Annotated in this window: 25 protein-coding genes; 15 read left to right on the forward strand and 10 right to left on the reverse strand. The window is 39.2% G+C overall.

All coding sequences use genetic code 11. From position 1 onward, the window contains the following. The first annotated feature begins 20 nt into the window (after positions 1–20). Together AA637_RS12195 and rpmF are read left to right on the forward strand one after the other, a co-directional pair. Complete coding sequence (locus AA637_RS12195) at positions 21–1,163, forward strand: cysteine desulfurase family protein (RefSeq protein ID WP_446682984.1); 1,143 nt, start codon at positions 21–23, stop codon at positions 1,161–1,163. Positions 1,164–1,361: 198 nt separating this feature from the next. Then, a complete protein-coding gene (gene rpmF, locus AA637_RS12200) occupies positions 1,362–1,538 on the forward strand; it encodes a 50S ribosomal protein L32 (RefSeq protein ID WP_069790316.1) in 177 nt (58 codons plus the stop codon). 44 nt (positions 1,539–1,582) lie between these two features. On the opposite strand, the gene AA637_RS12205 is transcribed toward rpmF, so the two are convergent. Then, positions 1,583–2,137 (reverse strand): hypothetical protein, encoded by a 555-nt coding sequence (locus tag AA637_RS12205; RefSeq protein ID WP_446682985.1) that lies wholly within the window; start codon positions 2,135–2,137, stop codon positions 1,583–1,585. A 90-nt stretch (positions 2,138–2,227) separates the two neighbouring features. Then, positions 2,228–3,199, reverse strand: coding sequence for an LCP family protein (locus AA637_RS12210; protein WP_446682986.1), 972 nt, complete (start codon positions 3,197–3,199; stop codon positions 2,228–2,230). A 185-nt stretch (positions 3,200–3,384) separates the two neighbouring features. On the opposite strand from AA637_RS12210, the gene AA637_RS12215 reads away from it, so the two are divergent. Beyond that, positions 3,385–4,194: a prepilin peptidase gene (locus tag AA637_RS12215; protein ID WP_446682987.1), complete on the forward strand. Its 810-nt coding sequence runs from the start codon at positions 3,385–3,387 to the stop codon at positions 4,192–4,194. Positions 4,195–4,342: 148 nt separating this feature from the next. Here AA637_RS12215 and AA637_RS12220 read toward each other — a convergent pair whose 3' ends face one another. Further along, a complete protein-coding gene (locus AA637_RS12220) occupies positions 4,343–5,776 on the reverse strand; it encodes an isochorismate synthase (protein ID WP_446682988.1) in 1,434 nt (477 codons plus the stop codon). 177 nt (positions 5,777–5,953) lie between these two features. Between AA637_RS12220 and menA the strand changes: the two genes are divergently transcribed. From menA to AA637_RS12235, 3 genes are all read left to right on the forward strand, one after another. Continuing rightward, positions 5,954–6,868: a 2-carboxy-1,4-naphthoquinone phytyltransferase gene (menA, locus tag AA637_RS12225; protein WP_446682989.1), complete on the forward strand. Its 915-nt coding sequence runs from the start codon at positions 5,954–5,956 to the stop codon at positions 6,866–6,868. Between the two features lie 164 nt (positions 6,869–7,032). Further along, entirely contained in the window at positions 7,033–8,850 is a 1,818-nt protein-coding gene (locus AA637_RS12230) for an ABC transporter ATP-binding protein (RefSeq protein WP_446682990.1), read from the forward strand. 103 nt (positions 8,851–8,953) lie between these two features. Next, complete coding sequence (locus AA637_RS12235) at positions 8,954–9,757, forward strand: response regulator transcription factor (RefSeq protein ID WP_446682991.1); 804 nt, start codon at positions 8,954–8,956, stop codon at positions 9,755–9,757. An 82-nt stretch (positions 9,758–9,839) separates the two neighbouring features. Here the strand turns inward: AA637_RS12235 and typA are convergent, their stop codons facing one another. Next, positions 9,840–11,633 (reverse strand): translational GTPase TypA, encoded by a 1,794-nt coding sequence (gene typA / locus AA637_RS12240; RefSeq protein WP_446682992.1) that lies wholly within the window; start codon positions 11,631–11,633, stop codon positions 9,840–9,842. A 306-nt stretch (positions 11,634–11,939) separates the two neighbouring features. Between typA and dnaK the strand changes: the two genes are divergently transcribed. The 6 genes from dnaK (at position 11,940) to rnc (ending at position 16,838) form a co-directional block, all read left to right on the forward strand. After that, complete coding sequence (gene dnaK / locus AA637_RS12245) at positions 11,940–13,847, forward strand: molecular chaperone DnaK (RefSeq protein WP_446682993.1); 1,908 nt, start codon at positions 11,940–11,942, stop codon at positions 13,845–13,847. Positions 13,848–14,048: 201 nt separating this feature from the next. Beyond that, positions 14,049–14,393, forward strand: a complete 345-nt coding sequence (locus tag AA637_RS12250; protein ID WP_446682994.1) for a DUF3082 domain-containing protein — start codon at positions 14,049–14,051, stop codon at positions 14,391–14,393. A gap of 97 nt (positions 14,394–14,490) precedes the next feature. Continuing rightward, a complete protein-coding gene (locus AA637_RS12255; protein ID WP_446682995.1) occupies positions 14,491–14,817 on the forward strand; it encodes a DUF2605 domain-containing protein in 327 nt (108 codons plus the stop codon). Positions 14,818–14,902: 85 nt separating this feature from the next. Further along, complete coding sequence (locus tag AA637_RS12260) at positions 14,903–15,217, forward strand: DUF2973 domain-containing protein (protein ID WP_446682996.1); 315 nt, start codon at positions 14,903–14,905, stop codon at positions 15,215–15,217. 69 nt (positions 15,218–15,286) lie between these two features. Then, positions 15,287–15,961 carry a deoxyribose-phosphate aldolase gene (deoC, locus tag AA637_RS12265; protein ID WP_446682997.1) on the forward strand — a complete coding sequence of 225 codons (675 nt, stop codon included), beginning with the start codon at positions 15,287–15,289 and terminating at the stop codon, positions 15,959–15,961. Between the two features lie 136 nt (positions 15,962–16,097). Beyond that, positions 16,098–16,838 (forward strand): ribonuclease III, encoded by a 741-nt coding sequence (rnc, locus tag AA637_RS12270; protein WP_446682998.1) that lies wholly within the window; start codon positions 16,098–16,100, stop codon positions 16,836–16,838. A 36-nt stretch (positions 16,839–16,874) separates the two neighbouring features. Here the strand turns inward: rnc and AA637_RS12275 are convergent, their stop codons facing one another. From AA637_RS12275 to psb32, 6 genes are all read right to left on the reverse strand, one after another. After that, a complete protein-coding gene (locus AA637_RS12275; protein ID WP_446682999.1) occupies positions 16,875–17,441 on the reverse strand; it encodes a nicotinate-nucleotide adenylyltransferase in 567 nt (188 codons plus the stop codon). A gap of 11 nt (positions 17,442–17,452) precedes the next feature. After that, the gene (hisA, locus tag AA637_RS12280) at positions 17,453–18,223 is read right to left on the reverse strand and encodes a 1-(5-phosphoribosyl)-5-[(5-phosphoribosylamino)methylideneamino]imidazole-4-carboxamide isomerase (RefSeq protein WP_446683000.1); all 771 of its coding nucleotides are present in this window, start codon (positions 18,221–18,223) and stop codon (positions 17,453–17,455) included. Between the two features lie 78 nt (positions 18,224–18,301). Next, a complete protein-coding gene (locus AA637_RS12285; protein ID WP_446683001.1) occupies positions 18,302–19,600 on the reverse strand; it encodes an L-lactate MFS transporter in 1,299 nt (432 codons plus the stop codon). A gap of 12 nt (positions 19,601–19,612) precedes the next feature. Continuing rightward, entirely contained in the window at positions 19,613–19,870 is a 258-nt protein-coding gene (locus AA637_RS12290; protein ID WP_069790299.1) for a chlororespiratory reduction protein 7, read from the reverse strand. Positions 19,871–19,993: 123 nt separating this feature from the next. Beyond that, positions 19,994–20,248 (reverse strand): DUF6761 family protein, encoded by a 255-nt coding sequence (locus AA637_RS12295; RefSeq protein ID WP_069790298.1) that lies wholly within the window; start codon positions 20,246–20,248, stop codon positions 19,994–19,996. Positions 20,249–20,317: 69 nt separating this feature from the next. Beyond that, on the reverse strand, positions 20,318–21,010 hold the full coding sequence (psb32, locus tag AA637_RS12300; protein WP_446683002.1) for a photosystem II repair protein Psb32: 693 nt from the start codon (positions 21,008–21,010) through the stop codon (positions 20,318–20,320). 394 nt (positions 21,011–21,404) lie between these two features. Here psb32 and AA637_RS12305 point away from each other — a divergent pair, with 394 nt between their 5' ends. The 3 genes from AA637_RS12305 to AA637_RS12315 all read left to right on the forward strand — a co-directional run bounded on the left by AA637_RS12305 (position 21,405) and on the right by AA637_RS12315 (position 25,939). Continuing rightward, on the forward strand, positions 21,405–23,063 hold the full coding sequence (locus AA637_RS12305) for an NAD+ synthase (RefSeq protein ID WP_446684588.1): 1,659 nt from the start codon (positions 21,405–21,407) through the stop codon (positions 23,061–23,063). Positions 23,064–23,177: 114 nt separating this feature from the next. Continuing rightward, positions 23,178–24,572, forward strand: a complete 1,395-nt coding sequence (gene mgtE / locus AA637_RS12310; protein WP_446683003.1) for a magnesium transporter — start codon at positions 23,178–23,180, stop codon at positions 24,570–24,572. Between the two features lie 83 nt (positions 24,573–24,655). After that, positions 24,656–25,939 carry an Nramp family divalent metal transporter gene (locus tag AA637_RS12315; protein ID WP_446683004.1) on the forward strand — a complete coding sequence of 428 codons (1,284 nt, stop codon included), beginning with the start codon at positions 24,656–24,658 and terminating at the stop codon, positions 25,937–25,939. Positions 25,940–25,948: the final 9 nt, after the last annotated feature.

A 25,948-nucleotide genomic window follows, 5' to 3' on the forward strand; every position in this document is an offset into this window, starting at 1 on the left:
CCCCTCAATATAATCCTTCTATGCAGATTTACCTTGATTCCTGTGCCACTACTGCCCCTCGTATGGAGGTAATTAATTTGATGCAGGAAATATTACAAAAGGGATGGGGTAATCCTTCTAGTTTACATCGCTGGGGAGAAAGGGCTACTTTGGCGCTGGAAAAAGCCAGATGGCAGGTTGCGTCTTTTATTAATGCACCTTCTCCTGATTCTATCATTTTCACTTCAGGTGGTACGGAGGCGGATAATTTGGCAGTTTTTGGTATTACTTCTCAATATGCTACCCCCCAACATATCATTATATCTGCGGTGGAACACAGTGCGATCGCCCTTCCTGCCCAGATGTTAGAGGATAAAGGGTGGCAAGTAACCCGTTTACCCGTCAACCGTAAAGGAAGAGTAAACCCCCAAGACTTAGCCCAAGCCATCCAAGATAATACTGTTTTAGTATCAATTATTTACGGACAAAGCGAAGTAGGCACCATTCAACCCATCAAAGAATTAACCACCATTGCCAAAAGTAACGGGGTTTTATTCCATACCGATGCGGTACAAGTGGCAGGGCGTTTAACCATTGATGTAGAGGATTTGGGAGTAGATTTATTATCTCTTTCCGCCCACAAATATTACGGCATTCAAGGGGCAGGGGCTTTATATATCCGTGCAGGGGTAAAATTAGAGCCTTCTGGGGGTGGCGGTGGTCAGGAAAAAGGGTTAAGATCTGGTACACAGGCATTAGGTGCGATCGCATCTATGGGTTTAGCGTCTCACCTCGCCCAACAAGAATTAGAATCCGAAAGCCTTAGACTTAGAGAATTAAGAGATTATCTTTTTGAACTATTATCCCCATGTCCTTATTTAGCGTTTACAGGGGATTTATTACACCGTTTGCCCCATCATGCTAGTTTTCTCATAAACTCCGATTCAAAGCAACTTACGGGGCGTAAAATGGTCAGAGAATTAAATTTTGCAGGTATCGGCATAAGTGCAGGATCAGCTTGTAACAGCGGTAAAAGTCAGCCATCAAATACCCTCGTTGCCATGGGTTACAGTGAAGATGAAGCCGTAAAAGGTATTAGAATTAGTTTAGATCGTCATACCACCAAAGAAGATATAGCATGGACAGCCATGGTAATAGAGCAAGTTATTCAACGAATTATCTGATTATAGAGCCCTAAATATTATGTTGTAACCTTTAAAAACAAGGCTGTTTACCATTCCCCGTTGCCCATTCCCTATTCCCCACCTTCCCCAAAATACTTTTTCATCAAACCCAATAACATTGCCATGGCATAACAACTATGGTTAAAATGGTAGGGTTGTGTAAACGTAAAGTTTAAGTATAAATATTATTTAAAAGATATGGCAGTACCTAAGAAGAAAACATCTAAATCTAAAAGAGATCAACGTAAAGCCCATTGGAAAAGAAAAGCTAAATTCCAAGCAGAAAAAGCACTATCTTTAGGAAAATCCGTCTTAACTGGCAACTCCAACAGTTTTGTTTATCCCACCAAGGATGAAGACGAAACCGAAGAGTAAGAATATTTCACCGAGAAAGAAAGGGGTAAAACTACCCCCTTTTTTTATGCCATACTGATTGCGGTGACAATAGCCCAAGAATCAATTAAGAGTAAGAAGAAGGTAAAACCAAGGAGAAAAAAATACATCCAAGGTTGTGCAAGGGGATAAACATCGGTAGTGTCAATGCCTGTTTTGCTTTGTACTATACGCACCATTTTGGCAAATCCCGCCACTCGCATGGGTAATAAATAAGCGCGATCGCCCTTATCGGTAGTAAAATAATATACCATGCCCCCTTGTCCTGTGGTACGCATTTTTAACGCTTTTACTTCTTTCCATGGCAAATTCCAACCCTTACGCCAAATGAGTTTTGCCCAGTTAGGATATGTAACTTTAATGCCTTCTTCATCTAAAATTACCCTTTCTGTCATCACCGTATAAACTAAAAAAGCCCCGACGACTAAACCCACCCAAAATAACCATTGAGGAATGGGTAAAGTTGTGGTTTTGGCTAAAAAAGGTAAGGGAGTAGTGAGGGCAAAATATAAACTTAGCAGGGTAATTCTAATTAAAGGAGAGATGGGAAAAATATTTTTAGTAGAGTTATTTTCGTTCATGAAGTATTTTAAAAATGCAGATGTTAGGCTCTATTATACTGTCTATATTATTACCATTCCCCATTGCCCATTCCCTATTCTCCAAATGATTTATCGATTTAAATACGGTTGAATTACTTGATTTTTTTCGTTTTCAGAAATTAGCCAATAACTAAGACGATATTCCCATGGTTGACTAGGGCGCCCGGGTAAAAGGGTAGTATTAAAACCATTTTGCTCTAATCCTTTGGCAAAAGACATCAGAGTGATAATTTCTCCGTTGGTTAAGTCGGTATCAACGTTTTTATCCACCACCTTTAAAATTTGAGGTAGTCGAATAATTACCATGGGGGATTGTAATTTATTTTTTATGGCTTGTAATATGATTTGTTGTCTTTTTACCCTACCAATATCCCCCAAATTATCTCCCCTATATCTCACAAACTGCTCTGCTTGATCTCCATTTAATACCTGTTGTCCTTCCTTTAGATTAATATATAATCCCTGAGTGTGATCGCTATATTCCATATCCATGGGTACATAAACATCAACCCCCCCCACTGCATCAACCAACTCCTTAAACGATTCGGTGGTAATGCGCACATATTTATCGATGGGAATATTATTGAAATTATTTTGTAATACCCTCTTGGTTAAATCAATTCCCCCAATAGCATTGGCAGCGTTAACTTTATCCCAATTACCATTAGGAAGTCTAACCCTAGTATCCCTAGGAATAGACAACATATTTAAACTATTACTATGAGGATCTAAACGCACTAATAACATAGTATCGCTACGGGCGGAAAATCTTTGATCTGAATTTGCATCAACCCCCGGCTGAATGTCAACTCCCATCACTAAAATATTAACAGGACGTTCGAGTTTTCTTTGCCATAAAGCACTTAAACCAGCTTGTCTGACACCGTCTATTTTTTGCCAAATTGCTTCCATATCAAAAGGAAGTTCCCCATTTAAAGCCACGGACATTCCCACCATCGCTGAAGCCCCTGCGGTTAAAATCAGGACGCTACCCCAGACAATGCCTTTGATTACGGGAGATTTTTTTTTTCTTCTTGCCACCGATTGATACCTTTTAGATGCTAATCCTCTATGATTTTTTGTTGTCTAGTCTAGTCTGGGAAGGGAATAGGAATACTACATGTTGAGTTTTTTACAAATAGACATATTTTTAAGTGTATGAATAAGGATAATGTTACCATTTTCTCAAATAGTTAATAATCTTTTATCTTGTTGATGAAAAGTATATGCCGATCGCTCCTTATTTGGTAAATTTAATAGTATTCGTATTAGGTGCTTGTATTGGTAGTTTTCTAAACGTAGTCATATATCGCCTCCCTGCCAAAATTTCCCTAATTCATCCCCCCTCCCGTTGCCCCCATTGTTTGCATCCCCTCGGAATAACGGAAAATGTACCTGTATTTGGTTGGTTATGGTTAGGGGGAAAATGTCGTTGGTGCAAAACTCCCATTTCTTTTCGCTATCCATTGGTTGAGGCGATAACGGGGTTATTATTTGTATTTATCTTTTTACAATTTGGTATCTCTTGGCTGACGTTAGGTTATTTCATCTTTGTCAGTTGGTTAATTTCCCTTGCCCTTATCGATTTCGATACTTTAACTTTGCCCAATGTTTTAACCCAAACGGGGCTGGTGGTGGGTTTAATTTTTCAAACTGCTTTGGGATTTCTTCATAATGGCATTGCGGGGGCTAGTCAATTTTTGTTCACTGCCATTTTAAGTGCGGTAATTGGTATCTGGTTATTTGATGCCATTTTAATTGTGGGTACTTTTGTTTTTGGTAAACCTGCCATGGGAGGAGGAGATCCCAAATTAGTGGCGATGATTGGGGTATGGTTAGGATGGCAAAATGTTCTTATAACGGGCTTTCTGGCTTGTTTAGTGGGTACTTTTTTCGGACTAAGTGCGATCGCCCTTGGAGGTTTAAAGAAAGGGCAACCCATGCCTTTTGGCCCTTTTTTGGTAGTAGGTGCCATTATTACCTTGTTTTATGGTGACGGGTTACTTTCGGCTTACCTCGATTATATGTTCAATTAATTGGCGTTGGTGAATTAAGGTATGATTTTTAGTTTAGTTTGGCAACAGGGAATGGGCAATGGGCAATAGTAATAATAGTTTTAATACTATATATTTACTGTAATTCAATAATGTTTCATACTCAAAATCAGCAATGCCAATTAATTTACTACACCAAGGCTTGTAGAAGAGCTTGAAATTTAAGCTCAATTTCCGTTAACTCCTGCTCTGGTTTTGAACCTGCGACAATTCCAGCCCCAGCATATAATCTAGCACGATTACCTTGAATGAGTGCCGAGCGAATACCGACAATAAACTCACAATTACCATTAGTATCTAACCAGCCAATGGGGGCAGCATACAAAGAGCGATCAAAATTTTCATAGTTTTCAATCTCTGCACAGGCTATATCGATGGGGACACCTGCCACAGCGGGGGTAGGGTGCAACTGGGCAATAATTTCCAGTGGATTACGCTCTTCTATGATTTCAGCATAAATGGGTGTCCAAAGATGTTGAATGTTGGATAGTTTTAATAGTTGTAGTGATGCTCTTTTGGGGCTTAAACCCATGATAGAGAGTTTCTCAAAAATATAGTCACTCACAAACTGATGTTCTCTTTTTTCTTTTTCACTATGGAGCAGATTTTCCCCCAATAAACTATCATCATAATCGCTTTTGCCCCTTGGTGCTGAACCTGCAAGGGCATCGGTTACTAATTGTCTATCTTGTATAGATAATAGTCTTTCTGGACTTGCCCCAAGGAAAAATTCTTCTTTTTCGTTACCGACACAGAAGATGTAACAGTCGGGGTGATTGTCTCGGAGGTTGGTTAAGGATTTGGTGATGTTGAAGTTGTCTTCTAATTTTATTTCTAGGGCATGGGCGACAACAATTTTAGTTAGTTTTTCCGAGGCGATCGCCTTTAGGCTATGATTAACTTTATCGGTAAAATTATGATAGTCAGATTTTTCTAAGGTATAACGACAAGGGGTACATTGAGAATGGTGAACTCGATGATAATAATGTAGTATATTTTGACTAAAGTCTTGTTTTAAATATTGCTTAATTAAGTTTAGCTCAGGGGCATTTTTTTGATAAAAAGTATTAACAATTACTAGATAACTATTAGCCTTTTTTACTAACTGTATATAAGGAATGAATATTTTGGCTTGGGGAAAAGCCTGATAACTATCTGAACTATGTTCAAGAAAATTGAAAGAAGAGAAAAAGTAAGGAATTTTTTGACTATCTAGGTTATCTTCAAAGATTATTTTACCCTTACTATCTTCTATAAAATTTTGGCATTGCTCAAAGCGATTATAACCCCCATTCACCTCCCCACCTTCATTTTTTACCTCTAAACTTTTTATCGCCCCAATAGCAACAACAGCCTCTTGTTTTCTTTGATTTTCACAGTAGAAAGACACTTGATTTTCTGGTTTTAACATGGCAAGAAAAACCAATAAATCCATAGGACTTATTTCCTGAGAAATAGATACAATTTGTGCGTCATTATCTGTGACAGGGTGGGATAAAAAAATTAATTCTTTGAGTTTTTGAGAGTAATCGGTTAAAAAATGGTTATCGGGAATGACCGGCATAACACTTAAAATTATAAATATTTATATTAAATTGTTAACCTCAGAGGATAACTGATGGTATCTATAGAAATGTTAACTAAAATCTGGTTTTAATCATATGCCCCACCTTGGCGGAGATTAATAACTGTAACAAAACCAATCTTTAATCATTGTCTATTTTATCGAATATAAGTAACCATGACGATTACTAATCCTATCACCGGGCCTGAGCAACATAAAAAAAGGAAGCTATGGTTAGCGGCGATTAAGCCTCCTATGTACACTGTCGCTGTCATTCCTATCAGTTTTGGTACTGCTTTGGCTTACTATGCCACGGGTACTATTAATCTTTCTATTTATATCACTTTTTTGTTAAGTGCGATCGCCATTATTGCTTGGTTAAATCTCACTAACGATGTTTTTGATGCTGACACGGGCATTGACGTTAATAAACATCACTCGGTAGTCAATCTCACGGGGAATAAAACCCTTGTCTTTTGGATTGCTAACATTATTTTACTCCTTGGTTTGGGAGGTATTTTCCTTATCAACTGGTGGCAACAAGATTGGACGGTATTATGGCTTATCCTTGTGAGTTGTTTCTTGGGTTACACCTACCAAGGGCCTCCCTTTCGTCTTGGTTATCAAGGGTTAGGGGAAATTATCTGTTTTTTTACTTTTGGACCAATGGCGATCGCATCTGCCTATTATAGTCAAAATCAGTCATTTTATTTTAATTCTTTAGTTATTTCCAGTATTATTGGCATTTCTACCTCTATTATTCTTTTTTGCTCCCATTTTCACCAAGTAGAAGATGATTTAAAAGCAGGTAAAAAATCCCCTATCGTGCGCCTCGGCACAAAAACAGGGGCAAATGTGCTAATAATTTCCGTTGCCCTCGTTTATCTTCTAAGTACAATTTTCGTATTTACGGGGCAATTACCCCAACAATGTTTATTAATTTGGTTTAGTTTTCCCGTTGCCTATCAATTAATTAACCATGTCAATCAATATCACGCTCAACCAGAAAAAATTAAAAACAGTAAATTTATTGCTGTTAATTTCCATTTTCTTAGTGGTTTATTATTGTGTTTAGGACTGTGTTTCTCTTAAACAACAGGGGTAATAGTATATAATTTAAAAGGAAATATTTTCTATTTATTGAACTTTTTATTACTATCAACATTAGGTATTGACATCATAAAAATTATTACCTAATTCCCATTTCTAATCTTAAAGATTATCTGTTTTATTAAGCCCTAAATAAACTAAAAAAAATGGCATCATTCAAAGACTTAATAGGGTATTACGACAAATATAAATTAACAGTATTTTTTAGTATTGGTGCATCAGGACTATTTGAAATAATAGATCTTTTAGTACCCTATTTAATAGGTCAAATATTAAACGTTATATCAGGGAATGAAGTAGATGTTTTTTTACAAAAAATTATTACCTCTATTGCCACATTCTTAAATTTATCAAATCAACCTCAAACCATTAACCTGATAGTATTGTGTGGGTTTATTTTCGTGATAGCTGTGGCTAGGGCGCCCATACAGCCTTGGATTGGCTCTTGGTATCACTGGGAAATTACTTTAAAATCAAGAAGAGACTATTCCCAAAAAGTTATCGAAAAAATTCTCACCCTACCCCTCGGATTTTATGATGAAAATAACCCAGGTAGGATAGCGGGGAGAATAGCGAGGGGAATTTCTAACCATACTTGGACATATCCAGAAATTGCGGGGCAATTTATTCCAAAACTCATTAGGGTATTCGGTATTTTTATTATTATTTTACTGATAGAAAAATGGTTGGCAGTGGGTTTTATTGTCTCTTTTTCTTTGATTTTAGTTCTCACTTTTTTCCATCTCAAAAAGTTGATTATTCAAGAGCAAAAATTAGATGCTCATCAGGAAAATACTGAAAGTAGAACATCAGAAATAATTACTAACATTAAAACTGTTAAGGCTTTTGCCACCGAATCAAGGGAATTGGCAAGGCAAAATAAACGCTTTAACCGTGAATATAAAGTAGTTATCAATCGAATCCATCTAGGTTACGTAAAATTAGCCACATGGAATCGCACAGTGGTGCAACTATCTCTGTTTCTCGTCTTTTTAGGGGTACTGATTCCTACTTTTAGGGGGGAAATGTCTTTAGGACATTTTATCACCACCTACACCCTTGCCAGTATGGCTTATGCGGAATTAGAGCCTTTGAGTAATTTGGCGGAGGTATTTGCCCGTCGTTATGCGTCCATGATTCGTTTCCATGAGTTTCTGAATCTACCTGCGGGGCAGGATGCTTCTAGTTTGATTCCTGAATATTTACCTAAAAATCCCTATGAGTTTACGGGAAAATTGGAGTTTCAAAATATCTCCTTTGGTTATCATCCTGATAGTTTGGTGTTAGACAATATCAATTTTAAGGTTGAACCTTATCAAACTGTGGCACTGGTAGGACGTTCGGGGTCTGGTAAATCTACGCTGGTTAAGCTCTTATTTCGCTATTTTGACCCCTTGGAAGGAAAAATTTTTTTGGATGGTCAAAATATTAAAACCTTTGATATTAGCCGTTATCGTCGCCGTATGGCTATTGTGCATCAAGAGGTGGATATGTTTAACGGTAGTATTGTGGATAATTTGACCTATGGTAATCCTAATGTTAGTTTAGCAGAGTTGAAACAAGCCTGTGCGATCGCCCGTGTGGATGATTTTATCCAAAAACTACCCGATAAATATAACACCATCGTCGGAGAAAGGGGAGTAAGACTATCAGGAGGACAAAAACAAAGATTGGGCATTGCAAGGGCATTAATTGTCAACCCAGATATATTGATATTTGATGAAGCCACATCCAGCCTTGATTATGAATCAGAAAGGGAAATTCAACTGGCAATGAAATCTATTTTTGGCACCCGTACTACCATTATTATTGCCCACCGTCTTAGCACCGTGAGGGAAGCGGATAAAATTATTGTGGTTGATAATGGCAAAATTGCAGAAGTAGGTAATCACGAGGAGTTACTTCGCCAAGGAGGTATTTATCAAAGGTTACATTCTCTCCAAGAAAGCGGAGATTTGTATTAATTTCGTGATTACAGAGTTCTAGGTAGCCTGTGTTACAGTATCTTGATAATTGGTTAGGTTATCCTTAAGATATTAAAATTTCAAGACATTGGGAAAAGCGGAAGTGATTTACATATCCATAGTTGAAGGGAATCCCCATTTGCGATCGCTCCTAGGATGGCACTTACAACAAGCGGGTTACATCACCCATCAATATAGCACTATTCAACAGGCAAGAAGTAACCTCACCCAAAATCCGCCTACCCTAATGATTATTGATTCAGACTTACCAGACGGTGACGGGGTAGAATTTTGCCGTTGGTTATCCCAATCAAGACAAACCCTCATCTTAGTCTTGTCCGCAAAAATAGGAGAGAAAGATGTGGTCAATGGTTTAAAAGCAGGGGCTGACGACTACATCAAAAAACCCTTTGGAATGCAAGAATTTTTAGCCCGGGTTGAATCCCTACTCCGTCGCTTTCGAGTTAATAACGCTCCCCTCATTCTCGATTTTGGAGATCTAAAAATAGACTTAGTCCAAAGAAGAGTAGAATTTAGAGGGGAATTTATCGACCTAACTCCCCAAGAATTCAGTTTACTCTATGTCTTGACCCAAGCCCAAGGAACAGCCCTTAGTAGAACGGAATTACTACGTCGAGCTTGGCCAGAGGCGATCGAAAATCAACGCACTATCGACACCCATGTATTATCATTGCGCAAAAAAATAGAAATTGACCCTCGACAACCTAACTTAATTCAAACGGTACGTAATGTGGGTTATCGATTTAACCTTGAATTATTGCAACAGAATAAACTTTCATCCCCAGAAGCCTATCAACACCCAAAACACTATCATAGCCATAACAATCATAACAATGGTCATCTTTCTCCTTCAACCCTAAACCAAGAAAGAATAATGGCAAGATAAGAGCCATTGATAATTTAAAAAATGCCCATAAAAAAGGGTTAACAATATTGTTAACCCTCAGACAATTAATGGACAGTAAAATTTAACGCTTAACTAACTTTTTGGTGTTAACTTTGCGTAAGCGAATAGATTCGGGAGTTACTTCTAACAACTCATCGGGCCCGATATATTCTAAAGCGCGTTCTAAATTCATTTCCACAGGAGCTTGTAATTGTACTAATTCATCCCCTGTTGCCGCACGGTGGTTAGTTAACTGCTTAGTTTTACAAACGTTAATCTCCACATCTTGGGCGCGGTTACATTCACCGATAATCATGCCTTTGTAAACCTTGGTACCAGGATGAATAAAGAATACTCCTCTATCTTCAGCATTTTTCATGGCGTAGAAAGTAGAAACACCCTCTTCAAAGGAGATAAGGACACCGTTGTAACGGGTTTCTAAATCTCCCACCAAAGGACGATATTCATGGAAACTATGGTTCATGATACCAGCGCCTTTTGTCATACGAATAAAGTCACCACGGAAACCAATTAAACCACGGGCAGGGACGACAAATTCTAACTGAGTACGTCCATTATCCCCTGATTGCATATCCTGCATTTCCGCTTTACGTTGTCCTAAGCGTTCGATACAAGAGCCTTGGGCTTCTTCGGGTACGTCTAAAACAAGGTATTCAAAAGGTTCGTAGGGTTGTCCATTTACCTCACGGTAAATTACTTGAGGCTGAGATACTTGAAACTCGAAACCTTCACGACGCATATTCTCGATGAGGATACCGAGGTGTAATTCTCCTCTTCCTGAAACAATAAATTGATCAGCGGATTCTCCATCTTCTACTCTTAAAGCTACATTAGTTTGTAACTCTTTGTCGAGGCGATCGCGAATTTGACGAGAAGTAACAAATTTACCTTCTAATCCAGCGAAAGGAGAGTTATTAACAGAGAAAGTCATTCTCAAAGTAGGCTCATCAACCCGAATCAAAGGTAATGCTTGAGGTTCATTTGGACAGGTAATAGTTTCACCAATATTGGCATCGGTAAATCCTGCCACAGCAACGATATAACCAGCGCTTGCTTCTTCTAATTCGACCCTTTGTAAACCTTCAAAACCCAACAGTTTGCTAATTCTGGCCTTAACCATGGTACCGTCTTCTTTCATTAGAGCAGCCTGTTGTCCTGCTTCAATTTTACCATTATGAATTTTACCAATAACGATTCTGCCTAAATAGTCAGAATAATCGAGGGTAGTTACTTGCAATTGTAAAGGTTTTTCAGGATCTCCAGCTGGGGGTGGAACATGGTGTAAGATAGCCTCAAACAAAGGCTGCATATCAACATTGTCATCGTCGATTTTATTTTTAGCAAATCCAGTCAAACCAGAAGCATAAAGGGTGGTGAAATCGCATTGATCATCATCTGCACCTAATTCTACGAATAAATCAAATACTTTGTCCACAGCCCTGTCAGGGTGGACGTTAGGGCGATCAATTTTATTAACAACTACAATGGGGCGTAAACCTTTTTCCAGAGCTTTTTTAAGTACAAAACGAGTTTGAGGCATGGGGCCTTCGTTGGCATCGACGATTAATACACAACCGTCAACCATTCCTAAAACCCGTTCAACTTCACCGCCAAAGTCGGCGTGTCCAGGGGTATCTACAATATTAATTAATGTATCTTTGTAGCGTACAGCAGTATTCTTGGAAAGAATTGTAATTCCTCTTTCTTTTTCTATATCATTAGAATCCATGACACAGGTAGGAACTTCTTCTCCTTCTCTGAAGATTCCAGACTGTTGTAATAAAGCATCTACGAGGGTGGTTTTGCCGTGGTCAACGTGGGCAATAATCGCAAGATTGCGAATGGGGAGAGACATATATACTCTTTAACTTATTGTAATGATTATTTATAGTTGCCTTAATTCTAACTGATCATTGTTATTTTTTGTTAATCTTGTGAGTCACTTTGGTTTTTTTATTGTATTTGGATTAAAAAATGTATGGGATACAAAACAAATCAAACCCTAGGTAAATAAATCAATGTACGGAAAACTACACTACCTGAACTGCCCTAATTTGCTTCATTATAGAAGATGAAAATAATCAAATTATGAGCAATCATTAGGAAACTTTGATTATTCCAATATTTTAAATTTGTAAATATATTAAATCATTAATCATTTATGGGAAAAGTAGTAGGTATAGATTTAGGTACAACAAACTCCTGTGTGGCTGTAATGGAAGGTGGTAAACCTGTTGTTATTGCTAATGCTGAGGGTTTTAGAACCACTCCTTCTGTGGTTGCCTATGCGAAAAATGGCGATCGCCTCGTAGGACAAATTGCCAAACGTCAAGGGGTAATGAACCCCGAAAACACCTTTTATTCTGTAAAACGTTTCATTGGTAGAAGACATGACGAAGTAACCAACGAAACCACCGAAGTATCCTATCAAGTATTAAACGTAAACGGTAACGTAAAATTAGACTGTCCTTCTCAGGGTAAACAATTCGCCCCCGAAGAAATCTCCGCCCAAGTATTACGTAAATTAGTAGAAGACGCTAGTAAATACCTCGGAGAAACCGTTACCGAAGCGGTAATCACCGTTCCTGCATACTTCAACGACTCCCAACGTCAAGCCACTAAAGACGCTGGTAAAATTGCCGGGATCGAAGTAAAACGTATCATCAACGAACCCACCGCCGCTTCCTTAGCCTACGGTTTAGATAAAAAAAGTAACGAAACCATCCTCGTATTTGACTTAGGTGGTGGTACTTTTGACGTATCTGTATTGGAAGTAGGGGACGGAGTATTTGAAGTATTAGCCACCTCTGGAGATACCCATCTAGGGGGAGATGACTTCGACAAAAAAATTGTTGACTTCCTCGCCGCCGACTTCAAAGCAAAAGAAGGTATTGATTTACGCAAAGACAAACAAGCCTTACAACGTTTAACCGAAGCGGCTGAAAAAGCAAAAATTGAACTTTCCAACGTATCTCAAGCAGACATCAACTTACCCTTCATCACCGCCACCCAAGACGGCCCCAAACACCTAGAATTATCTTTAACCAGAGCTAAATTCGAGGAAATTTGTGCCGACTTAATCGATCGTTGTGCCATTCCTGTACAAAATGCTCTCAAAGACGCTAAATTAAGCCCTAGCGACATTGACGAAGTCGTATTGGTAGGGGGTTCTACCCGTATTCCAGCGGTTAAAGAAGTCGTTAAAAAAGTATTAGGAAAAGATCCTAACCAAACCGTTAACCCCGATGAAGTAGTAGCCGTCGGTGCCGCTATCCAAGGGGGTGTATTATCTGGGGAAGTTAAAGATATTCTCTTATTAGATGTTACCCCTCTATCCTTGGGTGTTGAAACCCTAGGCGGTGTAATGACTAAAATTATTCCTAGGAATACCACTATCCCCACCAAAAAATCTGAAACCTTCTCCACTGCGGTAGATAGTCAAAGCAATGTAGAAATTCACGTTTTACAAGGGGAAAGAGAATTTTCTAAAGATAACAAGAGTTTGGGAACTTTCCGTTTAGACGGTATCCCCCCTGCACCCCGTGGCGTACCTCAAATTGAAGTAACCTTCGACATTGACGCTAACGGTATCCTCCATGTAACTGCGAAGGATAGAGGCACTGGTAAAGAGCAGTCTATCAGCATCACTGGGGCTTCTACCTTACCTGATGAGGATGTTGATCGTATGGTCAAAGAAGCTGAGGCTAATGCGGCGGCAGATAAGGAAAAACGGGAAGCTATTGAGCGTAAAAACCAAGCCGACTCTTTAGTATATCAAGCTGAGAAGCAATTAACAGAGCTAGGAGACAAGGTTTCTGCGGATGATAAAGCCAAGGCAGAAGGTTTAATCGCAGATCTAAAAGATGCGGTAGCCAAGGAAGATGACGAGAAGATCAAAACCGTAATGCCCGAATTACAACAAGTTCTTTATACCATTGGTACTAATGTTTATCAACAGTCTGCTGATGGTGCAGCCCCTGGAGGCGCTCCTGGTGCGGATGCGTCTTCTGCTCCTAGTGATGATGGTGACGATGTCATCGATGCGGAATTCTCTGAAGAGGATAAGTAAGTTTTTTACTAAAACCATTTAATTTTTGAATTAGGAGGCGTTGTTTTCAACGTCTCTTTTTTTATGGGAAAAATCATAGGCATAATTTGCCATAGCAAAAATATAACGATCGCTCTTTATCCTTGAGTGGCAATGGAAAAATAATATTATGATTAAAATGTAGCACTTCAATAATCGGGAAAAACCTCGAATATATTTTATATGACTGATTCAGACAAAAAAGAAACAAAAATCACCACCAATCAAGAGCAAAGTGAATCCATTGATAAACCCATCACCCCCCCTCGTTGTTTTGTTGGGGGAGCAATATCAGGAGCATTGGCGATCGCCGCTTATTTATTAACCAAGTCCATAGTACAAACCTACGCAGGAATTCCCATCAGTTTCGACAACCCCATGGCCGCCCGTATTGCTTCCACCGTCAGAACCCTAATCATGGGCATCACCACCATGGCAACCTTTGTATTTGTCATGGTAACTGTGGGTTTATTCGCCCTAGGAATTCAATTAATTTTCAAAAAACAAGGTTCTAGCCCCAACTCTTAACCATTATTCTGAGAAAACTTAACTATTTATGTAAATTTATGTAAAGTTTGTTAGGATCATAGATAGAGTAGTAATATATAGATATATAAAAAATAATATGCAACCATCTCAACCCACAGAAAGAGAGCTACTAGCCAAGGTTCTTGCCCCTTTACTAGAAGATTTTAAATACTGGTTTTCCCGCTCTATTACTTTACTAGAATCCGAGAGAATAACTTTCTTATCAGAAGAAGAACAAAATGATCTAATTGCCAGAATCAAAAATTCTCAGGAAGAGGTGAAAACGGCTTCTATGCTCTTTAAAGCCACCGATGGGAGAGCGGGAATAGATACAAAAGTTCTAATGCCTTGGCACAGCCTTGTAGGGGAATGCTGGAGTGTTGCCCGTAGATGGCGCAAAGAAAAAGAACTAAACCAAAACTAGATTTTTCTCAATCAAAGAAAAAACTAAAACATTAACAAGCTATTTAACTAAAAACTATTACAAGGAATTCTGAGCGGAGACTTTAATGCTACACCTAATTTATATTCTTGCCTTTACCGTGATTGCTTTTTTCGCCATCAGCAACTTAATCCGTAGTCTCATCACCATCAGTGCTGAGTCTCAAAGAGGCTCTTGGACCGATACCCCCAAACCTCTAAATAGAAGACCATCCCAGTCTTACAGGGTACCTCATCCTGAATTGTTGGATGATAACGGAGATCCTGTGGATGAGCCTTTATTGGTAATTCGTTCTGTATCCGTAGAAGATGCCCGTCAAAGATTAGATTCTATCTATCAATCGTCCCCCGGACAAACTAGACAAACCGAAGAAGACAGTTAGAATAATTGATAATTGATAATTAATAATGGATAATTGAAGCTAACGTAATTTTTTCCCTTACTTTGCTTTATGGTAATCACTGCTGCGGATGTTAATATAGCCGATTATATAGATCATTCTCTCTTAAATCCTCTGGCGACAACCAAGGATGTAGAATTGTGTTGCAATCAGGCTATTGATTGCGGTTTTCCCGCAGTATGTGTCTATCCTGTCCATGTCAAAAAAGCTGTGTCTATCCTTCATACCCAAAAGATTAAGGTGGCGACAGTTATCGGTTTTCCCACAGGGGCAACTACTCCCCACGTAAAGCTACACGAAGCCCAAGAAGCCACTAATTACGGGGCAGGGGAGTTGGATGTGGTTATTAATTTAGGTTGGTTAAAGTCTGGGAAGTTTGACTGGATTCATAAGGAAATAGCCTCTATTTGTGAGGAGACGGGTATTCCTGTTAAAGCGATTTTGGAAACTACCTGTTTGACAGATGAGGAAAAAAAAGTGGCCGCTGAGATATGTTTGGATGCGGGGGTAAGTTTCTTAAAAACTAGCACTGGTTGGTTTGGGGGGGCAACGGTGGAAGATGTGGCTCTATTGCATCGTATTTCTAAGGGGCGTGTTGGTGTTAAGGCTTCTGGGGGTATTAAGGATTTAGAAAGTGCGATCGCCCTTATCAATGCAGGGGCAACCCGTCTAGGCACATCAAGGGGAGTCGAAATAGTCAGACAACAAAAGGACAACGTCAGATAAATCATTGTAACCATTGCTCATCTTTGCCATTGTTCATTGCTTTCCTCGACCTTAATGGCGAAAAATGTTATGATAGAAGATCATAGTCGAACTTGCCCATAAAGAGAAGTTCAGCAGATTTCAAACATATAGTCTAATGACAATAACTGATCCTCGTCGTCGCATAGAGTTACAGAAACTACTTAAAAAACTAGGTTTAACAGATTTATCAAAAGTTAACTGGACATTATTAGATACCGCCCTGACTCATCCGAGTTTCTCTCATCAAAACAATTACGAACAGTTAGAATTTGTCGGTGATGCCGTGGTGAGACTGGTTGCCGCCGAATTACTAAAAGAAACCTACCCTGAGTTACCCGTAGGGGAATATGCCGCCATTCGTTCGGTCATTGTGAGTGATCGCTTTTTGGCCGAAATAGCAGAACAGTATGGGGTAGAAATGTATCTACTAATTGCTCCTAATGTAAGGGGCGATCGCATGGGCCGCATCTCTCGTCTTGCTGATGCCTTTGAAGCCATCCTCGGTGCATTATACGAAAGCACCAGAACCATGGAATTAATACGCCATTGGCTTGACCCCATTTTATCAGAAAAGGCCGCCCAAGTTCACGCCGATCCTGCCCGACAAAATTATAAAGATGCCTTACAAGAATGGACGCAAAGGGTACACAAATCCCTACCGACTTATCTTGTGCAAGAACATCGTTTGAGCAAAGGAGAAGAAAATGAGCGTTTTGTGGCGCAAGTATGGTTAAAAGATAAGCTCTTGGGTGAAGGTAAGGGTGCAACCAAAAAAGCATCCCATCAGGCCGCTGCTAAACAGGCTTTTTATGCTTTTGTTAATCAAGAGCAAGTTTCTCCGACCAAAAATCAATAATTAGGCTCTGACGGGGAAACTGTTAGCAATTATTTTTTAATATAAATCGTGATCTTGAATGTATGATTTTACTTTCGGGGTCAAGATTTCTTGATTTTGATTCTGACGATACTCTGTAGAAGATACAGGGGGTAGTGAATAGTCTGCCAGAGTGTAGCCAAGGGTATATTTATCTAGCTTTTTCTGAGTTTGAGTATCAATTTGATAACCTTCACGGGGTAATATTAAAACCTTTACCTGTTGCCAGAGTTTTTCTGCCTCATACCAGCTAAATATTTGCGGGGCTAAGTCACTACCAATAACGAAAGTTAAGTCGGCTTTGTTACCCCATTTTTTTTTCGCTTTTTCAATGGTGTATAAGGTGCGCCGATCGCCTATATCCGTTCCCAGTTTAATGTTATCATTACCAGAAGATAGACTCAGTTCTTCTATGAGTAAATTCAACATTTGACTACGATGGTATAGGCTTTTTTGACCCTCTTTAAATGGGTTGTCAGAAGCATACACTGCTACCAAATCATATTTTTGACTCAGATAACCTAAAATTGTTTGATGGGCAATGGTAGGGGGATCTGCACTGGTTCCAAAAATAGCAATTTTCATCAATCAACTGTTTAAGCTAAGGCCGAATCACCAAAATTAAGGGGAATATCCTGTAATCTGCCATCTCCCACTGCTTTAATGGCTTCCGTTAAATCTACCTTTCCAGTATAAATTGCTTTACCCACAATAACGCTCTTTACCCCAACGGGTTCGAGGGATAGTAAACTAAGAATATCGCTCAATGAACTAATACCTCCAGAGGCGATAATGGGAATATCGGTAACACTAGCAATTTCCCTTAAGGCTTCTTGGTTTGGGCCTACTAAGGTACCATCCCGATGGATGTCGGTATAAATGATGGCGGCGGCTTGGGGTGATATGGCTTTGGCTAATTCAGTGGCTTCTACTTCCGAGGTTTCTAACCATCCCTTGGTGGCTACTTTTCCATTTCTAGCATCGATGCCGATGGCTACCTTTTGGGGAAATGCTTCGCACAATTCCTTGACTAACTCAGGATTTTCTACGGCTACGGTGCCCACAATGGCTCTATCTACCCCTAATTTAAAGAGGGTTTCTACTGAAGTGCGATCACGCAAACCCCCACCCACTTGTACAGGAATATCTAAAGCCGAAACAATTTCTTTAATCACATCCACATTAACAGGATGCCCAGCTTTTGCTCCATCCAAATCCACGAGATGTAAACGGGTAGCCCCCTGATTCTGCCATTGTAGGGCAACTTCCACAGGATTTTCGTTGAATACTTGAGATTGGGCATAATCTCCCTGATATAAACGTACACAATGCCCACGTAATAAATCAATTGCTGGTATTACTTCCATAACCACATTAGTGAAATGTCAAGAATTTTAATTATACCCCATTAGCAATGGACAACGAATAATGGACAATAAATTAACTTACTCATTACCTATTATCTCACCAACACATTTTATTCTGCGAGGGGGGTGATAAAGCCTTGTTAAAATAAAACCGATTATCAGTAAACCCGTGGCACCATAAAGGGCATAGTTGTAACTGGCGGTGTTGTCCTTTATCCAACTAAAAACAAAAGGCCCCATAACCCCTGCACTGCCCCAAGCGGTTAACATTGCCCCATAAATACGACCAATATTTTCTGAGCCAAAGGTATCAGCGGCAAAGGCTGGCATGGTAGCAAATCCACCCCCAAGGCAAGAGAGAAGATAACAGGCAATGAAGACAAAAAGAATATAGCTATGGAGATAAGGGGTTATCAAATATAAAACGGCTTGGGTGATAAACATGGTAGAGAAAATCGCTTTTCTGCCAAAAATGTCCGATAGCCATGCCCAAAATAGTCTCCCTAAACCGTTAAAAATAGCTGCGATCGCCACTACAAAAGAGCCTGCCCTATCCCTTAGCAAACTAACCTCTTGGGGGCTTAAATCCTCAAAACTAGGCAGGTAATATAAATCCCTCGCAATGCTTGATAACTGAGAAATAAACCCCAATCCAGCACTAACATTGACAAATAAAATTCCCCACAAAATCCACCACTGAGAAGCCCTAATGGCGCGATGGAAGTCATAGGAGTCAATGGTTTTACTTCCCGTGGGCAACTCATAACCGAGGGGTAACCATCCCTGGGGCGGATTTATCAATAACTGGGCAGACATGACTATTAAAATCAAAAAACAAATTCCCCAGAGATAAAAAGTGTTAGGCACCCCAAAATTGTTAATACAATAAGGTGCAATTAAACCAATAAAAAATGAACCAGCCCCAAAACCCATTACGGCTAATCCTGTCACCAAACCCCTTTTGTCGGGAAACCAACGAATGAGGGTAGCAATGGGAGTAACATAACCAAAACCATTTCCCAATCCAGCAATTAATCCATAACCTAAATAGAGAATAAGGAGATTATTTAATTGGATTCCTACCCCTGCGATAATAGTACCAATACCAAAGAGTAAACCCCCTAAAGTTGCCACAAACCGAGGCCCTTTTTTATCTACCAAGATACCTCCCACAGCAGCAGCAAACCCGATAACACCCAAGGCGATGACGAAAGCCAAGGAAGTGCCAACCTCTTGCCAACCTTGGTTAGTGACTAATTCATTTTTTATGACACTCCAAGAGTAGATAGTGCCTAAACACAACTGGATAAGAATAGCGGCGAAGGCAATCCACCATCTTTGTTTATCTAAATTATCCTTGATAAGAAATGTGACCATGAAAGTAGAAAGTTAGTTTTTTTCCCAACGTACGACATACCATTGTAAGTAACTATTTTCGTCGGGATTAAATTCGCAGTAGTTTTCTAGTAAATATTCGGCTTTTGCCTCAATACTATTATGTTGTGCCACATCACGGGGTAAATCTGTGGCATTGGTTACAACTTGTTGGAGTTTGTCTAGTAATTCTGTCTTACTCATCAATTCTTCTGGCTTGTCGTTTTCTAATACAACATAACCATCTTCTTGATACATGATTGAGTCAGCCATAGAAAAAAAATTAATTAAAATGTACTTTTTACCATTAAAAAGAGAGGACTAAAACCGAATTTAAATTAATAGTATTCGATGTTAGCCCTCACCCTTAAATATTGTTGTGATTTCAAGAAAAATTTAATAGAAATCATGTTCTTTTTGCATCTGAGGCATTGCCAATTCAAAGTTAGAAGGATCTCTTAGAAAGCGAAATGCTTCTTCTTCGAGACGATGAATTAGGTAAGGTTCGATAATATTTGTTTGACGTAAACAAGCCAAATATCCTTCCATATAAACCCTTAATTCTTCGTAGCGACTGCCTCTAGCCCACAAATCAACCATTCCATCGGTTAGTTTTTGGTAGTATCTGATAGCGATTGTGTCTGTAATCATCTTCTTAATTAGGTAGTTATTAAAAGTTTTATGTTATGAAATACTGAGCTTCCATACCTTCATTCTAGCTTAACTACCAGGAAATCCTACATACCAAAAGTATGTCACCATAGGGATAACCGTAGCAAGGATTACTAAAAGCACTATCCAGATGGTTGCAATGCCATCATCGGTTTCTTCGGCGGTGGAAAATGTTCCTTCTATGTTCAACTCTTGAATTTCAGGGGGTCCCGGGTCTTCTTGTCCTGATAATATGGCAATCATGCGATCGCCAGCATCCACTATGGCTTGATTATATTGCTGATTTTTGAGGGCATAACCGATGGTTTCTTTACCCACACTTTCGATGATGTCGGGGGTTAACAAATTTTGTACCGATTCACCCACACGAAGCCCACTGCGATTGGTAAGAGTATCAAGGGTTAGCAATACTTGATTTTCTTGCTCTTCGGGGCTAGGATACCATTTTTCAAATACATCATCGGTGAAACTATCAATGGTTGCGCCATAATCTAGGCGACGGAGGGTAATTACTCTCAACTCAACCCCTGTAGATTGGGCAAGTTTATCAAACATACCATCCAATTTGGCTTCGGTAGCTCGGCTAAGGGTATCGGCTTCATCCACTACCCACACAGATTCCCCTGCACTGACGAGAGGCATATCATAAACCCCAGTGGCATAAGCGTTACCCATGCCCATACTAAATACGATGGTTAGGGTTAACCATAAACTGGTAATAATGCGATACAGTTTTGTCATGGCAATGTATCCTTTATCTTTAACTTATAATTTCTTTTACATTATCTCACTCAGAGCGGATTTAGAAAACTTAACTTTGCTTAAATTAATGAAATTTCATTTTCTAAAGGATGTAAAATTAAAGGTAATAAACTACCTGATTAGTTTAATTATTATTGATTTTTATTTAATTATTTAACTTTGCTCTCGGGTGGTTAATTTTTTAGTTCTAATGCTTCGATTTTGATGGGTACTAATTATTAGAAGTGATGAAAAAAATTATAATCAATATGTTTGATAGAAAGCTATGAAAAGCTGACTCAGACTTTGTTATCGACTTTTTCTTATTCCTAAATATTCTGTCATTAATGTAGTGTTGATTTTTCCTTAAATTTTATTCATTTTTAATTTTATGATGAAAATTGCGATCGCCCAGTTAAACCCCATTATTGGGGATATAAAAAACAATGCCAAACAAATCATCGAAGTAGCCCATCAAGCCTCCCAAGACGGGGTGCAATTGTTATTAACCCCCGAATTATCTCTCTGCGGTTATCCCCCCAAAGACTTACTATTTCGCCATGATTTTATTACCATGATGGCAGAAGAATTAGAGGCGATCGCCCTTAGTATCCCCAAAAATATAACCATCCTCGTCGGTTTAGCCACCGAAAATCTCTACGCCATGGAAAAAGGAGAAAAACCCCTCCATAACAGCGTTGCCCTAGTGCAAGAAGGAGAAATTAAACAAATCTTCCATAAACAACTCCTCCCTAACTATGATGTTTTTGAAGAAAAAAGGTATTTTGAAATAGGAGAAAAGCCTAATTATTTTGAGTTAAATAATGTTAAAATAGGTGTAACTATTTGCGAAGATTTATGGAATGATGAGTTTTTTTGGGGGCGAAAAAATTATAAGATTAATCCATTACAATCAATTGATAAACATGGGGTAGAGTTGATTTTAAACCTTTCGGCTTCTCCCTATGTTTTGAGGAAACAGCAACTAAGAGAAACCATGTTAAAATACTTGGTTAATAAACATAAAATACCCATCATCTATGCTAACCAAATCGGGGGAAATGATGAATTAATTTTTGATGGAAATAGTTTCGCTGTCAACAAAGAATCCCAAGTAATGGTACGGGGCAAAGGTTATAAAACAGATTTAATCTACCTAGAATATTCTCCCGAAACCAAGGATATATTAACCACCGACATTATCAACTCTATTCCCAGCGAAGAAGAAGAAATCTATCAAGCCCTTACCCTGGGAGTGAGAGACTACGCCCGAAAATGTGGTTTTAGTAAAGCTGTTTTAGGTTTAAGCGGTGGTATTGATTCGGCGCTCGTTGCCAAAATCGCCGTAGATGCCCTCGGCAAAGAAAATGTTTTAGGGATACTCATGCCCTCCCCCTATAGCTCAGAACATTCTATCATTGACGCTCTACACCTTGCCAAAAACCTTGGTATCCAAACCCATAAAATTCCCATCGCACCGATGATGGACGACTTTAACACCTCCCTAGAAACCATTTTTGACGACAAAACCTTTGGTATCACCCAAGAAAATTTACAGTCACGGATTCGAGGTACAACCCTAATGGCGATCGCCAATAAATTTGGTCATCTTCTTCTATCCACGGGCAACAAATCAGAAATGGCCGTGGGATACTGCACCCTCTATGGAGACATGAATGGAGGACTAGCCGTCATTGCCGACATCCCCAAAACCAAGGTTTTTGCCCTTTGCCGTTGGCTAAATCACGATCAAGAAATTATTCCTAACAATATCATTATCAAACCCCCCAGCGCGGAACTAAAACCAGGACAAAAAGATGAAGATTCTTTACCTCCTTACCCCATTCTCGATGATATTCTGGAACGGTATCTCAATTTTCATCAATCAGAAGAAGAGATTATCAACTCAGGCTATGATTTAGAAACGGTCAAAAAAATATTACGATTAGTGGTTAAAGCAGAATTTAAACGAAAACAAGCTCCCCCCGTACTCAAAATTACTGACAGGGCTTTTGGCACTGGTTGGAAAATGCCCATTGCCAGTCGATGGTAAGGAAAAATTTGGCTTGTATGTATGTTAATTGTTTTTTACCCTAGTTATCAATTATCATGCTAATGAAAAGATCGTGTTGGTATCAGGATAATTGAGGAGAAAACTAAAGATAATATGGCTGAACATTCTATTACAGATAAAGATTCTCGTCATCAGTTAAGGGATTTAGTGGCTTCTCAATTAAAGTTGATGTTGGATGCCAATAACCTTGAAGGGGCTAAATCTCTGCTTATTCCTGTGCAACCCGTGGATATTGCCGAAGCCATTGAATATTTACCCGAAACCATGCAATTAATTGCTTTTCGTCTTCTGAGTAAAACCGAAGCTATCGATGTTTATGAACATTTAGACTATAACACCCAACAATGTTTGATTGAAGAATTTAAGCGTCAGGAGGTGTTGGACATTGTGGATAAGATGTCCCCTGATGATAGGGCAAGATTATTTGATGAGTTACCCGCATCGGTGGTAAAACGTATTTTAGCTCAACTTACCCCAGAAGAAAGACAAGCCACAAATCTACTTTTGGGTTATGAGGAGAATACTGCTGGGCGGATTATGACTCCTGAATATATTTCTTCTAAGGCCCATGTTACCCTTGAAGAAATGTTGGATAGATTGCGATCGCACGCTAGGGTATCAGAACTAATTTACTATATATATGTCACCGACGAATCCCGCCATTTAACTGGGGTAGTATCCCTCAAAGACTTAGTCACCCATGACCCCCATCATACCCTAGGGGAGGTGATGAAATCCGACGTTATCTATATTAAAACAGATATGGATCAAGAAGAAGTTGCCAAGCTCGTGCAACGGTACGACTTTTTGGCAGTGCCTGTGGTGGATAAAGAGTTGCGTTTGGTGGGCATTGTCACCGTAGATGATGTTATTGATATTTTAGAACGAGAAGCCACCGAAGATATTTATGCTTTGGGTGCCGTCCAATCTGACGGAGATAACTACTTTGAAACCAATCTTTTCACCGTTGCCCGTCGTCGAGTGAGTTGGTTATTAATCTTATTATTTACCAATACTTTCACTGGTAGTATTATTGGTGGACAAGAAGAACTTTTGACCAGAATTACTGTTTTAGCCGCTTTTATTCCCCTTTTAATTGGTAGTGGTGGCAATATCGGCACTCAATCATCTACGGTGGTTATTCGTGGCTTAAGTACCGACGAATTAAAAGATTTGGGAGTAGCTAAAGTTATCTTAAGGGAAGCCACTGCAGGGGCGCTTTTAGGGCTAGGGCTAGGTTTAATTACTGTCGTCTGGGCTTATTTTCTACCCCAGAGTCAGCGTAATCTAACCGTTGCCATTACTGTGGGTATTAGTTTGATGGTGATTTCCATTTTAGCATCCATCGCTGGTTCGAGCTTACCATTTTTATTTAAATTTTTAAAATTAGATCCAGCCCTCATGTCTGGCCCTTTTATTTCCACTGCCGTTGATGTTGTCGGGGTGCTAATTTACTTTAGCATTGCTCAATATATGTTAGGCATTTAAAATAATTGACAATTAACAATGGACAACGGACAATTAGAATTTAAATTCTAACGTTCCCAATCTCAATAAAATTACCGTTATAAATGGTTAAAAAAAGTGTAAATGTTAATGAAAAATATCAAAAATTAATTTTCGCTATCGGCCCAGGAATTTTGATGGCAGGGGCAGCCATTGGGGTTTCCCATCTTGTCCAAGCCACTAGGGCAGGGGCAGAATACGGTTTTTCTTTACTATGGTTATTGATATTGGCGGTGGTGAGTAAATACCCTTTTATGGAATTTGGGCCCCGTTATGCTTCTGCCACAGGAGAAACTCTAATACAAGGTTATCGGCGCATGGGCAACTACGCTTATGGTACTTATATTGCCCTCACCATTGGCACTATGTTTATTATTCAAGCTGCCGTCACCGTGGTAACAGCGGGGTTAGCCGAACAATTATTCAAATTTGGTTGGTCTGCGGTGCAATGGAGTGGGGTAATTTTGGCTTTATGTATTGCTTTGTTATACATTGGTCATTACAAAGTCCTTGACCTTACCATGAAGTTTATCATTTCTTTACTTACTATCTGTACAGTCTTAGCGGTAATCATGGCATTGGGAGCAAGGGCAGGTAGTGAAGCGGTTACAGCTGTTCCTCCTTCCTACTGGACTCCTGCGGGAATTACCTTTGCGATCGCATTTATGGGCTGGATGCCTATTCCCCTTGATGCGGCGGTGTGGCATTCTATTTGGACAGGGGAAAGAGCAAAACAAACCCATTATTTACCCACTTTAAAAGAAGCAAATATTGACTTTAATTTAGGTTATTTATCCGCAGGTTTTATTGGTTTATTATTCTTTCTTTTAGGTGCTTTAGTAATGTTTGGTAGTGGGGAAAGTTTTTCTAATAATAGTGTCCAATTTTCTGTGCAAGTAATTCAGCTTTATAGTAATACCCTCGGAACTTGGAGTACCCCTATAATTGCGATCGCCGCTTTAATAACCATGTTTAGCACTACTTTGGCGGTAACGGATGCTTACCCAAGGGTAATGGCTACCTTATGGACAGAGCATCATCCTAACTCCAAAAAAGAACAAAGTAAATCCACTATTTACAGAGTATCATTATTTGTGGTACCTGCGATCGCCCTTATTATTTTACAATTTTTGGCAGGACAAGCCTTCACTGTCTTAATCGATTTTGCCGCAGGATTATCCTTCATCGCTGCTCCTATTTTGGGTTGGTTTAACCTCAAATTAATTACAGGAAAATTTACCCCTGCCATCGCTAGACCAAATAAATGTTATAAATATTTTAGTTGTCTTTGTTTATTATGGTTAATTGCCTTTACTCTCATTTGGTTTTATTGGCAATTTTTCCGTTAAAAAAAATAC

The sequence above is a fragment of the Cyanobacterium sp. HL-69 genome, assembly GCA_002813895.1.
In the GTDB taxonomy this organism is placed as follows: Bacteria; Cyanobacteriota; Cyanobacteriia; order Cyanobacteriales; family Cyanobacteriaceae; genus Cyanobacterium.

Bases quoted from the DNA above. Each gene is read 5' to 3' on its own strand.
- AA637_RS12195 (WP_446682984.1), top strand. From the start codon at position 21: ATGCAGATTTACCTTGATTCCTGTGCCACTACTGCCCCTCGTATGGAG.
- rpmF (WP_069790316.1), top strand. From the start codon at position 1,362: ATGGCAGTACCTAAGAAGAAAACATCTAAATCTAAAAGAGATCAACGT.
- AA637_RS12205 (WP_446682985.1), bottom strand. From the start codon at position 2,137: ATGAACGAAAATAACTCTACTAAAAATATTTTTCCCATCTCTCCTTTA.
- AA637_RS12215 (WP_446682987.1), top strand. From the start codon at position 3,385: ATGCCGATCGCTCCTTATTTGGTAAATTTAATAGTATTCGTATTAGGT.
- AA637_RS12220 (WP_446682988.1), bottom strand. From the start codon at position 5,776: ATGCCGGTCATTCCCGATAACCATTTTTTAACCGATTACTCTCAAAAA.
- menA (WP_446682989.1), top strand. From the start codon at position 5,954: ATGACGATTACTAATCCTATCACCGGGCCTGAGCAACATAAAAAAAGG.
- AA637_RS12230 (WP_446682990.1), top strand. From the start codon at position 7,033: ATGGCATCATTCAAAGACTTAATAGGGTATTACGACAAATATAAATTA.
- typA (WP_446682992.1), bottom strand. From the start codon at position 11,633: ATGTCTCTCCCCATTCGCAATCTTGCGATTATTGCCCACGTTGACCAC.
- dnaK (WP_446682993.1), top strand. From the start codon at position 11,940: ATGGGAAAAGTAGTAGGTATAGATTTAGGTACAACAAACTCCTGTGTG.
- AA637_RS12250 (WP_446682994.1), top strand. From the start codon at position 14,049: ATGACTGATTCAGACAAAAAAGAAACAAAAATCACCACCAATCAAGAG.
- AA637_RS12255 (WP_446682995.1), top strand. From the start codon at position 14,491: ATGCAACCATCTCAACCCACAGAAAGAGAGCTACTAGCCAAGGTTCTT.
- AA637_RS12260 (WP_446682996.1), top strand. From the start codon at position 14,903: ATGCTACACCTAATTTATATTCTTGCCTTTACCGTGATTGCTTTTTTC.
- deoC (WP_446682997.1), top strand. From the start codon at position 15,287: ATGGTAATCACTGCTGCGGATGTTAATATAGCCGATTATATAGATCAT.
- rnc (WP_446682998.1), top strand. From the start codon at position 16,098: ATGACAATAACTGATCCTCGTCGTCGCATAGAGTTACAGAAACTACTT.
- AA637_RS12275 (WP_446682999.1), bottom strand. From the start codon at position 17,441: ATGAAAATTGCTATTTTTGGAACCAGTGCAGATCCCCCTACCATTGCC.
- hisA (WP_446683000.1), bottom strand. From the start codon at position 18,223: ATGGAAGTAATACCAGCAATTGATTTATTACGTGGGCATTGTGTACGT.
- AA637_RS12285 (WP_446683001.1), bottom strand. From the start codon at position 19,600: ATGGTCACATTTCTTATCAAGGATAATTTAGATAAACAAAGATGGTGG.
- AA637_RS12290 (WP_069790299.1), bottom strand. From the start codon at position 19,870: ATGGCTGACTCAATCATGTATCAAGAAGATGGTTATGTTGTATTAGAA.
- AA637_RS12295 (WP_069790298.1), bottom strand. From the start codon at position 20,248: ATGATTACAGACACAATCGCTATCAGATACTACCAAAAACTAACCGAT.
- psb32 (WP_446683002.1), bottom strand. From the start codon at position 21,010: ATGACAAAACTGTATCGCATTATTACCAGTTTATGGTTAACCCTAACC.
- AA637_RS12305 (WP_446684588.1), top strand. From the start codon at position 21,405: ATGAAAATTGCGATCGCCCAGTTAAACCCCATTATTGGGGATATAAAA.
- mgtE (WP_446683003.1), top strand. From the start codon at position 23,178: ATGGCTGAACATTCTATTACAGATAAAGATTCTCGTCATCAGTTAAGG.
- AA637_RS12315 (WP_446683004.1), top strand. From the start codon at position 24,656: ATGGTTAAAAAAAGTGTAAATGTTAATGAAAAATATCAAAAATTAATT.